The organism is Pedococcus sp. P2_E5 (genome assembly GCF_056403895.1).
This window is the reverse complement of the sequence record NZ_JBFUEP010000069.1, coordinates 1-11,138: the sequence shown is the minus strand read 5'-3', so window position 1 is coordinate 11,138 and position 11,138 is coordinate 1. Positions and strand designations below refer to the sequence as shown.

At 68.6% G+C, this 11,138-nt stretch carries 9 protein-coding genes and 2 rRNA genes; all 11 read right to left on the bottom strand.

From position 1 onward, the window contains the following. Positions 1-896, bottom strand: an 896-nt coding sequence (locus tag AC1DVZ_RS18310) for a copper transporter (protein ID WP_477619628.1), incomplete at its 3' end; no start/stop codon positions are given. Next, positions 893-2,077 carry a putative cytokinetic ring protein SteA gene (steA, locus tag AC1DVZ_RS18305; protein WP_477619627.1) on the bottom strand — a complete coding sequence of 395 codons (1,185 nt, stop codon included), beginning with the start codon at positions 2,075-2,077 and terminating at the stop codon, positions 893-895. The genes AC1DVZ_RS18310 and steA, both read right to left, overlap by 4 nt. A 138-nt stretch (positions 2,078-2,215) precedes the next feature. Then, a complete protein-coding gene (gene recN / locus AC1DVZ_RS18300) occupies positions 2,216-3,952 on the bottom strand; it encodes a DNA repair protein RecN (RefSeq protein ID WP_477619626.1) in 1,737 nt (578 codons plus the stop codon). Positions 3,953-4,007: 55 nt separating this feature from the next. Continuing rightward, positions 4,008-4,970, bottom strand: a complete 963-nt coding sequence (locus AC1DVZ_RS18295; RefSeq protein ID WP_477619625.1) for an NAD kinase — start codon at positions 4,968-4,970, stop codon at positions 4,008-4,010. Positions 4,971-4,996: 26 nt separating this feature from the next. Next, a complete protein-coding gene (locus tag AC1DVZ_RS18290; protein WP_477619624.1) occupies positions 4,997-5,803 on the bottom strand; it encodes a TlyA family RNA methyltransferase in 807 nt (268 codons plus the stop codon). Further along, positions 5,800-6,102, bottom strand: a complete 303-nt coding sequence (locus AC1DVZ_RS18285) for a hypothetical protein (protein WP_477619623.1) — start codon at positions 6,100-6,102, stop codon at positions 5,800-5,802. Before AC1DVZ_RS18285 ends, AC1DVZ_RS18290 begins: the two co-directional genes overlap by 4 nt. Next, the gene (locus tag AC1DVZ_RS18280) at positions 6,099-6,815 is read right to left on the bottom strand and encodes a hypothetical protein (RefSeq protein ID WP_477619622.1); all 717 of its coding nucleotides are present in this window, start codon (positions 6,813-6,815) and stop codon (positions 6,099-6,101) included. Before AC1DVZ_RS18280 ends, AC1DVZ_RS18285 begins: the two co-directional genes overlap by 4 nt. Positions 6,816-6,863: 48 nt before the next feature. After that, positions 6,864-7,877, bottom strand: a complete 1,014-nt coding sequence (locus AC1DVZ_RS18275; protein WP_477619621.1) for an HAD-IIA family hydrolase — start codon at positions 7,875-7,877, stop codon at positions 6,864-6,866. A 1-nt stretch (position 7,878) separates the two neighbouring features. After that, a complete protein-coding gene (locus AC1DVZ_RS18270; RefSeq protein ID WP_477619620.1) occupies positions 7,879-8,946 on the bottom strand; it encodes a tetratricopeptide repeat protein in 1,068 nt (355 codons plus the stop codon). 174 nt (positions 8,947-9,120) lie between these two features. Continuing rightward, positions 9,121-9,237, bottom strand: a 5S ribosomal RNA gene (gene rrf, locus AC1DVZ_RS18265). A gap of 78 nt (positions 9,238-9,315) precedes the next feature. Then, positions 9,316-11,138: ribosomal RNA gene (locus AC1DVZ_RS18260) — 23S ribosomal RNA — on the bottom strand; the annotation flags it as partial.

Here is an 11,138-nt window from a genome sequence, read left to right as displayed (position 1 = left end):
AGGCCGTACTGCCCGGACTTGCCGGCCTGCTGCTCGAGCAGTCCGAAGACCAGGCTTGCCTGGCCCATGGGAAGTTCCGCGTCGTCGACGGTGGACAGGACCTTGGACTGGTCGCCGTCCTCGCGAACCGTGGTGATCACCGACGTGGTGTTGCTCGCGCCGGCGGCCGCGCTCGGGGCGATGAGGACAGCTCCGGCGCCGGCCCCGTCGAGGGCAGCCGCCAGTCGGCTCAGGCCAGTCGCGCGCTGTTCGCGGGCCGTGGTGTCGGACCCGGTCACCGGTCCGGCCACGATGACAGCGATCGAGGACACGGTGACCTTGTCCGGGGTGTAGCGGATGAGGTCACCGGTGCGCAGGCCCTCGAGGGCTGCGGCCGCGCCCGCCGACGTCGAGCCGGCCTTGGCCAGCACCGACCGCGCGAGCACGTCGTTGACGACGTCACCGCCCGACTGGTCGATGGGCACCCCGACCTGGCTGGCCAGCTGCTGGCCGAGGGTCGCCCGGAACGCGGCCTTGTCGGGGTCGATCCAGTTGTCCTGCACCGAGATCGTCGAGCCGACCACGGCGCCCGCCGTGGCCAGGGTGCCCTGCGTGGTCTTGACGAGGTTCGCGTCCGCGCCGGGCAGGACGACGAGGGTCACCGTCGTGCCCTTGAGCCGCTCCGCGAGCAGGCTGCGGTTGCTCGCGGACGTGAACTCGTCGCGCGCCTGGGTGCCCTTCTCGGCCACGTCGAGCTCGCCGCGCAGGGCGGCCTTGTCGTTGCGCAGGTTCTTCACCTCGGAGGTGAGCGTGTTGCCGATGTCCTCCTTGAGCGGGCCGGCGCCGAGCACGATGCCCACAGCGAGGGCCATGAAGATCGAGACGATCGAGACGAGGTGGTAACGGAAGTCGATCACGTGACAATTCCTACGACGAAGGACCAGAAGTCGTCCCAGCGGGCGCCGAGTACCTGGAGGAACGCGCGCCCACCCGTCGTGGACCACAGCGCGGCGAGCAGGGCGCTGAGACCCACGAGCAGCATGAGCGTGAGGGCAAGATTGGAGATGCGCGAGCGGTAGAGCCGGCTGACACCCTTGGCGTCGATGAGCTTGCCGCCCACGCGCAGCCGGGTGAGGAAGGTGCTGGCCATCCCGCTGCGACCCTTGTCGAGGAACTCGACCAGGGTGGCGTGGGTGCCGACGGCGACGATCAGCTCGGCACCCTTGTCGTCGGCGAGGAGCATGGCGACGTCCTCGCTGGTCCCGGTGGCGGGGAAGACGACGGGCTCCACACCCAGGCGCCGAACCCTCTCCAGCCCGGGGGCGTTGCCGTCGCGGTAGGCGTGCACGACGATCTCGGCGCCGCAGCGCAGCGTCGAGTCGGAGACCGAGTCCATGTCGCCGACGACGAGGTCCGGCTTGAGCCCGACCTCGAGGAGTGCATCGGCGCCACCGTCCACGCCGATGAGGACCGGACGGTACTCGCGGATGTAGCTGCGCAGCATGCGCAGGTCTTCCTTGTAGTGGTAGCCCCGCACGACGATCAACGCGTGCCGCCCGTCGATCTTGGTCGTGATGTCGGGGACACCGACACCGTCGAGCAGGAGGTCACGCTCGCGGCGGAGGTACTCCATGGTGTTGGCCGCGAAGGCCTCGAGCTGGACGGCCAGCCCAGCCCTGGCCTCGACCATGGAGGACGCCACCAGCTCGTGGTCGAACGCCTGCCCCTTGGCGACGACCTCGTCGCCCACCCAGATCTGGTCGCCGTCGATGCGGACCTGCTGACCCTCGTGCAGGTCGTGCATGACGTCCTTGCCGACGTTGTCGATCAGCGGGATGCCGGCATCCACGAGGATCTCCGGTCCCAGGTTGGGATAGCGCCCGGAGATCGACGGCGCCGCGTTGATCACCGCAGCCGGCCTGCAGGCGAGCAACGCCTCGGCACTGACCTTGTCGATGTCCTGGTGGTCGATCACCGCGATCTCACCGGGGCGCAACCGCTTCGTGAGGTTCTTGGTGCGGGCGTCCACGCGGACCAGCCCGCGTACCCCCGGGGTCTCGGGGTCGCGGGCACGTTGGCGGGGGAACTTCAAAGGCATGGTGTCCCATCCTCCCATGGGCCCTCGGGTATGCCGCGCGCCCCACGCGGGTGCCCGGCCGCGACCTGGGTCACGCCGACAGTCCACCGGAGGCGGCACTGACCCACGGAGTGTGTGCGTGGGGGGCGGGCCCGCTGGTCAGACGCGGACCGTGGAGGCGCGGACGGTCGAGGCACGCCGGGAGGCGGTCTCCTCGACGAGCTCGCGGGCGTGGTCGAGCGCCGTGCCGGTGTCGACCCCAGCCATCATCCGCGCCAGCTCACGCAGCCGCTCCTCGCCGTCGAGGGCGTGCACGCCGCTGGACGTGATGTGCCCGTCGCTGGACTTGCGGACCACGAGGTGCCGGTCGGCGTAGGCAGCCACCTGCGGCAGGTGGGTCACCACCACGACCTGGGCGTGCTGGGCGAGCGCGGCCAACCGCGCTCCCACGTCGAGCGCGGCAGCTCCGCCGACCCCGGCGTCGACCTCGTCGAACACGAACGTGGGGATGTCACTGCCGCCGGCTGCCCCGGTGACGACCTCGAGGGCCAGCATCACCCTCGACAGCTCACCGCCCGAGGCCGCCTTGGCCACGGTGCGGGCGGGACTGCCAGGGTTCGCCGCCAGCAGGATCTCGACGTCGTCGCCGCCATGGCCGGCCAGGCCGGCGGAGCGAGGGCTCACGACGACGTCGACCGTGGCCTGACCCATCGCCAGGTGGGCGAGCTCTCCGGTCACGGCAGCGGCGAGGCGCTTGGCCGCGGCGCCCCGCGCCTTGGTCAGCGCCCGGGCTGCGTCGGTGCGCTCCTGCGTCAGCCGGACCACCTCGGGTTCGAGCGCCTCGATCCGGCTGTCCGACCCCATCAGGGTGTCGAGCCGCTGGGCCGAGGTGCGGCCCCACTCCAGGACGTCGTCGATCGTCTCGCCGTACTTGCGGGTCAGGGCCGTCAGGTCGGCACGGCGCTGTTGCACCCACGCCATCCGGGCCGGGTCGACCTCCACGTCGGTGAGGTAGCCGCTCAGGTCCGCCGCGAGGTCGGCCGCGAGGTACCCGAGGTCGGCCAGCCGCCGGTCCAGCTCGCGCAGCGCGGGGTCGTGCTCGACCTCGCCCGTGAGGGCCTGGCGGGCCGCGGCGATCCTCTCGACCGCGCTGGGCGCCGGCTCCGCGGCATACTCCTCCTCGCCCGCGAGGTGGTCATGGGCCAGGGACGCGGCACGGCGAAGTCCCTCGGCGTGGGCGAGGCGCTCGTCCTCGACGCGCAGGTCGGCGTCCTCGCCGGACTGGGGATCGACCTGCTCGAGCTGCTCGAGCCCGTGCTGCAGCACCTCGATCTCGCGAGCCCGGTCGCGGGCCTGCTCACGCAGTCCCGCCAGCTCGGCAGCCGCGGCCTGGTGGGCGTCGTGGACGTCGGTGTAGCGCTGGAGGACCTTGTGCAGCGGCGCTCCCCCGAACTGGTCGAGGACGGCACGGTGCTGGTCGCTCTGTCGCAGTCGCCACTGGTCGGCCTGGCCGTGGACGGCCACGAGGTGTTCGCCGATCTCGCTGAGCACACCCACGGGGGCCGTGCGGCCGCCCACGTGGGCCCTCGACCGGCCCTCTGCCGACACCGAACGCACCAGCACCAGGCCATCGGTGACGTCGGCGCCTGCCTCGGCCGCCCGCACCGCGGCGGGGTGGTCGCTGGCCACGTCGACGACTCCCTCGACCACGGCGGTGCCAGCTCTGGCCCGCACGAGTCCGGCGTCGGCGCGGGCGCCGAGGAGCAGCCCCAGGCCGGTCACCACCATGGTCTTGCCGGCGCCGGTCTCACCGGTGACGACGTTGAGCCCCGGGTGCAGCTCGAGGACGGCGTCGTCGATGACGCCGAGTCCCTGGATCCTCAGTTCGGACAGCACGGTGCACAGCCTCTCACGCACGACCGACGCCGCCGGTCAGGCTGGCGGTGGGGCGTCACCCCCGCTGGGGGAGCTGACCTGTGCGGGCAGCGTCCTCGCGCCGCGCCTCGCCACGCCACCCGTGGATGGACAGGTCGAACTTGGCCACCAGCCGGTCGGTGAACGGGGACGTGGTGAGCCGGGCGAGCCGGACGGGTGTCAGCGACCGCACCACCTGGATGCGGGCACCCGGTGGCAGGTCCACGGCTCGTCGGCCGTCGCACCACAGCGCCCCCGTGCCCAGGGTGTCGGGGACGACCTCGAGGGCGAGGTGCGAGTTGGGCCCGAGCACCAGGGGCCGGGCGAACAGTGCGTGCGCGCTGATCGGGACCAGCAGGAGGGCTTCGACGTCCGGCCAGACCACCGGCCCCCCCGCGGAGAACGCGTAGGCGGTCGACCCGGTGGGCGTCGCGACGACCACACCGTCGCACCCCCAGGTGGTGAGGGGGCGACCGTCGATCTCGGCGACGACCTCCAGCATGCGTTCGCGGTTGGCCTTCTCGACCGTGACCTCGTTGAGCGCCCAGCTGGTGTAGACGGGGTCGCCGTTCACGTGGGCCGTCACCTCGAGGGTCATCCGCTCCTCGACCGAGTACGTCTTGGCGACGATGTGCTCCACGGTGGCGTCGATGTCCTCGCGTTCGGCCTCGGCGAGGAAGCCGACGTGGCCGAGGTTGACACCCAGCAAGGGGGCACCGGTGCCCCGCGACACCTCGGCGCCGCGCAGGATGGTGCCGTCCCCCCCGAGCACACAGACCAGCTCGCACCCCACTGCCGCGGCGTTGCCGTCGTCGACCAGCGTGACGCCGGGGTGCTGGGCGAGCTTCACGGCAGTGGCCTCGTCACGCTGGACGACCACCTCGATACCGGCGGCGTGCAGACGTTCGACGACCGCCGCCGCGACGTCCTGGGCCTCCTGGCGGCGCGGGTGGGCCACGAGCAGGACCTTGCGTCGCTGCGTGGTACTCCCTGGGCTCACGGTGCTCTCCCCACGATGGTTCTCGGTCACGGTGCGGTGACCTCGTCGGCTCTGCTCACCAGAGCCTCCCATCCCATCGACTCGGCGTCGCGGGGGGTCAGCCACAACAGGTATTCCGCGTTGCCCTCACTGCCCTCGATCGGGCTCCTGTCCAGGGCACGCGGATACAGCCCGGCTGCGATCGCCGCACGGGCGACTTCGGTGACGGCCCAGGCCCGGTCACCCTGGGTGCGGACGATGCCTCCCTTGCCGAGCCGGGTGCGGCCCACCTCGAACTGGGGCTTGACCAGCACCATCGCATCGCCGGAGTCGAGCAGGAGCCCGCGAAACGTGTCGAGGACCAGGGTCAGCGAGATGAAGCTCAGGTCGGCCACGAGCAGCTCGACCGCTCCCCCGACCTCGGCGGCCGTGAGACCGCGCACCGTCGTGCGGGACCGGTCGGTGACCCTCGGGTCCGCGGCCAGCTCGGGCACCAGCTGGCCGTGCCCGACGTCGAGCGCGGTCACGTGCGCGGCGCCGTGGTGGAGCAGCACCTGGGTGAACCCGCCCGTCGAGGCGCCCACGTCCAGGCATCGCTTGCCCGCCACCGTGAGTCCGGCGGGTCCGAAGGTCTCCAACGCACCCACGAGCTTGTATGCCGCGCGGCTCACCCACCGTGGTCCCTCCTCGCGCACCTCGATCAGCTGGCCGGCACCGACCGGGGTGGCCGGCTTGGCAGCGGGCCTGCCCTCGATGCTCACGTCACCGGCGTCGATCAGGGCACGGGCGTGCCCCCTGGACCGCGCCAGACCACGCCGGACGAGCTCGAGGTCGAGCCGGGCGGTGTCGCTCACTCGCCGCCGAGGTCCGACAACCGCGCCTGGAGCGTCTGCTGCACCCGCTGGCCTGCCTCGATCTGGGCGTCGAGGTCGTCGCTGGGGGCGTTCTGCAGGTCCTGCAGGGAGGCGTCGATCACGATGTCGCCGGTGGCCTGGTCACCCAAGCCCGTGCCGAGCGACTCGGCACGGTCGGTCGGGTTCTCGTGCCGGGAGGCGTGCGCAACCGCTGCGGCATGGTTGGCGCCCCGTGCTTCATCCTGGTCGTCGCTCGGTGCGTCAGTCGCGTCAGTCGCGTCTGGGTTCTGGTCACTCACTCTGCAGCCTTCTTGGCAGTCGTCTTCGTGGCGGTCGCCTTCGTGGCAGTCGTCTTCTTCACAGCAGCCTTCTTGGCAGTCGTCTTCTTCACAGCAGCCTTCTTGGCAGTCGTCTTCGTGGCGGTCGCCTTGGTGCCAGTCGACTTCTTGGCCGCGGTCTTCGCTGCGGGCGTGCGCTTGCTGGCCGTCGCCTTCTTCGCCGTCGCCTTCTTCGCCGTCGCCTTCGTGGCGGCGGTCTTCCTCGGCGCGGGACTGGCCGGAGTCGGGGTGGGCTCAGCAGCGGGCGCGGGCGCCCGGTGGGCGGTCGTCACGGCTCCCGACACGCCGACGGAACGGGCCAGTGGGCTGCGCGACGCTCCGGCGACCGCCGCCGCGCCGGTGGCGGCGAGCATCGACCGCAGCTCTGCCAGCTCCTTGGTGACCACGGCCAACGCGGCCCTGGCGGCATCCACATCGGCGACGCGCGCCACGTCCGCCTTCTTCAGGGCCGTCTCCACCTCACCCTGCACGAGGGTGAGCAGGTTCGCCCGGTTCGCACGCGCAGCCTCGAGCAGCTGGTCGGCGAGCGTCGAGGCCTGCACGGCCCGTCGGGTGACCTCGTCGGCGCCGGGGAGCGCCAGCAGCCCCTGGGCCGCCTCCATCGCCTTGGCCTTGGTCATCTCGCCCAGTCCGCTGGCAAGCTGCACATAACTGCGCACGGATTCGAAAGCCACGATGGTCCTCCTCGATGGAGCGGCGGGGTGTCGCTCGCGCCCCTCACGCTACTGCCACGCATCGATCTCGGGAACGAGTCTGCGCACCGCATCGAGATCGAGCTCGTCGTGGTCGAGTGCCTCGTGCAGGCAGGCGGTTCCGGCTCGAGCCGCCTCGATGGGAGTTCCCATGCCGGCCACGTCCCAGGCGCCGTCCACGATTCGACGCCGGTCGCCACCGCACATCCACCAGACGTAGTCGGTCTCCGCCGAGAGGTAGGGCTCCGAGAGTGACCGCAGGTCCTCGAGCAGGTAGGTGGGACGCAGCGGGGCCGGAGCCACGGCCAGGCTGGACACCGTGTCGACCCCGGTCAGCACCAGTGCCGAGTCCATTCCTGCCTCCACGGCCCCAGCCACATCCGTGTCCAGGCGATCCCCGACAGCCAGCACCTGGGCCGGCAACCGGTCCAGGCGCTGCGCGCAGAGCTGGTACAACGGCGCATGCGGCTTGCCGACCACGAGCGGGTCGCAACCCGTGGCTCGTTGCACGGCCGAGACGAGGGTGCCGTTGCCCGGTGCGGTCCCGCGGTGGGTCGGCAGTGTGGCGTCGGTGTTGGTTGCCACCCAGACGGCGCCTGCCGACACGGCATACGCAGCCTCCGCGAGGTCGGCCGCGGTGACGGAGGGTCCGTAGCCCTGGAGCACGCCGGCCACCTCGAGGTCTGGCTCGTCGCGTGTCTGCTGGGGCGTCACCACCTCGAAGCCCAGGTGCTGCAGCGCTTCGCGGACGCCGACGCCGCCGATCGCCAGCACCGTGGACCCTGCGGCGAGCAGCCCGGACAACGCCACAGCCCCGGCCTGCGAGCTCGTCGCGACGTCGCGTCCGGTCACGTGAAGGCCAAGGTCGGTGAGGTGCGCCGCGACCTCTTCGGGCGGGCGCGACGCATTGTTGGTGGCATAGACGATGGGCACCGTCAGCGCGGTCAGCGCGGTGACGGCGTGGTCAACCGCCTCGGGGCCGCGGTAGACGACGCCGTCGAGGTCACAGACCACCGCCGCATAGTGCTCGACCAACCCCGGCACGCTAGCGGGCGTCCTCGCCGGAAGCCTGTGCACCCGTGGATGGGGAATCTGCGGCGACCTGGCCGTCGTCGCCGTCGACCTCGTCCTCTTCACCCTCGAGCAGGTCGGTCAGGATGACGCCGTCCAGCTCGGCAAGACGCTCGGCGGCATCGGTCTCCAGGTCGTCGTCGGCATCGGCCGCCCGCGCGAACCAGTCCCGAGCGTCCTCCTCACGGCCGACAGCCAGCAGGGTTTCGGCGTAGGCATAGGACAACCGGGCGGTCCAGGGCTTGCGCGCCGCCTTCAGCTGGGGGATCTCCAACGCCAGCTGGGCAGCCTCGAGCTGCCCGAGGTCACGGCGGATGCCGGAGATGACGATGGCCAGCTCCACCCGGTCCTCGACGGCCAGCGTCTTGGCTTCCGGGGACATCGCGAGCTCGAGAGCACGCTCCTGCCGGCCGAGACCGCGTTCGCAGTCGACCATGAGGGCGAGCAGGTGCGAGGAACCGCTGAGCCGGCGCGCAGTGCGGAACTCGCTGAGGGCCCGGGCCCACTCCCCCTTGCGGTACGCCACGAGGCCGAGCGCCTCGCGGGCGGCGGGGACCCGTCCGGCCCGACGAACCGCTGTCTCGGCGTGCGCCTCGGCACTCTCGAGGTCGTCCACGTCGAGCAGGGCCGCGGCCATCACCAGATGTTGGGCGACACCCTCGGCGTTCTCCTTGCTCAGGGTGCGCAGCTGCTGGTGCACGGACCGATCCAGCTCCTTGCCCGTCACCCCTTCGGCGATGCGAGGTTCCGGAAGCTTGGGCTTCTTCGGGGCGAGGCGGGGGCCACCGCGCTCACCGGTGTCGAACGCGCCGGTGTCGCGGCGTTCGCCGCGCCCTCCGGAGCCACCACGAGGCGCATGACCACCACGGTCGGAACGGTCGCTTCCAGGGCGGCCACCGGAGGCGCCACCACGAGAGGAGCTGCTGGGACCGTCGCGTCGCGGCCCGGAGGCCCCGCCACGTCCGCCGCCTCCGGAGGGGCGACCACCGCCCGATGAGGGACGACGGTCCTGGCCACCTCGGCCTGGCTGGTTCTCGGGCACGTTCTGCTCCTCGCTATGCAGGTAATCGGTCGCAGTCTACGGACTGCGGTCTCCTCGGGACACCCACCGCCCACGGGGCTGGGGGCCCAGGGATGGGGTCATGCCCAGGGAATCAAAGGCAAAAAGGGAATGCAAAAGGGCCATCCCCGATGGGGATGGCCCTTTTGAAAGTATGTCCGGCTGCGTCCTACTCTCCCACACCGTAACCAGTGCAGTACCATCGGCGCTGAAGGGCTTAGCTTCCGGGTTCGGAATGGAGCCGGGCGTTTCCCCTTCGCTATGACAGCCGAAACTCTATGGAGATATCAATCAGTGGTTTTGTTTCCCGACCGTATCTCGGGAACCACACAGTGGACGCGTAGCATCTTAGTAATCAAGTTATCGGCTTATTAGTACCAGTCAGCTACATGCATTACTGCACTTCCACGTCTGGCCTATCAACCCAGTAGTCTAGCTGGGAGCCTCTCGGACCTGAGTCCATGGAAACCTCATCTTGAAGCACGCTTCCCGCTTAGATGCTTTCAGCGGTTATCGTTTCCGAACGTAGCTAATCAGCCGTGCTCTTGGCAGAACAACTGACACACCAGAGGTTCGTCCATCCCGGTCCTCTCGTACTAGGGATAGCCCTTCTCAAGTTTCCTACGCGCACAGCGGATAGGGACCGAACTGTCTCACGACGTTCTAAACCCAGCTCGCGTACCGCTTTAATGGGCGAACAGCCCAACCCTTGGGACCTACTCCAGCCCCAGGATGCGACGAGCCGACATCGAGGTGCCAAACCATGCCGTCGATATGGACTCTTGGGCAAGATCAGCCTGTTATCCCCGGGGTACCTTTTATCCGTTGAGCGAYGGCGCTTCCACAAGCCACCGCCGGATCACTAGTCCCGACTTTCGTCCCTGCTCGACATGCCTGTCTCACAGTCAAGCTCCCTTGTGCACTTACACTCAAAACCTGATTGCCAACCAGGCTGAGGGAACCTTTGGGCGCCTCCGTTACCTTTTAGGAGGCAACCGCCCCAGTTAAACTACCCACCAGGCACTGTCCCTGATCCGGATCACGGACCGAGGTTAGATATCCAGAACGACCAGAGTGGTATTTCAACGTTGACTCCACCGACACTGGCGTGCCGGCTTCAAAGTCTCCCACCTATCCTACACAAGCCGTACCGAACACCAATACCAAGCTGTAGTAAAGGTCCCGGGGTCTTTCCGTCCTGCTGCGCGTAACGAGCATCTTTACTCGTAGTGCAATTTCGCCGAGTTCGTGGTTGAGACAGTGGAGAAGTCGTTACGCCATTCGTGCAGGTCGGAACTTACCCGACAAGGAATTTCGCTACCTTAGGATGGTTATAGTTACCACCGCCGTTTACTGGGGCTTAAATTCTGAGCTTCGCTCCGAAGAACTAACCCGTCCTCTTAACCTTCCAGCACCGGGCAGGCGTCAGTCCGTATACATCGTCTTGCGACTTCGCACGGACCTGTGTTTTTAGTAAACAGTCGCTTCTCCCTGGTCTCTGCGGCCGATCACGCTCGGGCAGCAAGTGCCGTCACGATCAGGGCCCCCCTTCTCCCGAAGTTACGGGGGTATTTTGCCGAGTTCCTTAACCACGATTCACTCGATCGCCTTGGTATTCTCTACCTATCCACCTGAGTCGGTTTGGGGTACGGGCGGCTCGAACCTCGCTAGAAGATTTTCTTGGCAGCATAGGATCACTGATTTCACCCATACGGGTTACCCATCAGGTCTCAGGATATGTGTGAGACGGATTTGCCTATCTCACTCCCTACACCCTTAGACGTGGACTACCATCGCCACGCTCAGCTACCTTCCTGCGTCTCTCCATCGCTTGACTAGTACTAGATCGGGTCGCGCGCTCCACTCAAATCAGTCCGAAGACGTCATCGAGCTTCAGGCGCTTAGCATCACTAGGTTCGTCATGGGCGGTTCTTCGCCGGTTCCGGAATATCAACCGGATGTCCATCGACTACGCCTGTCGGCCTCGCCTTAGGTCCCGACTTACCCAGGGCAGATTAGCTTGACCCTGGAACCCTTGGATATTCGGCGGACGGGTTTCTCGCCCGTCATTCGCTACTCATGCCTGCATTCTCACTCGTGTGGCCTCCACGGCTGGATCACTCCGCCGCTTCCCTGGCCACACGACGCTCCCCTACCCATCAACACGCTTGGAC

Bases quoted from the DNA above. Each gene is read 5' to 3' on its own strand.
- steA (WP_477619627.1), bottom strand. From the start codon at position 2,077: ATGCCTTTGAAGTTCCCCCGCCAACGTGCCCGCGACCCCGAGACCCCG.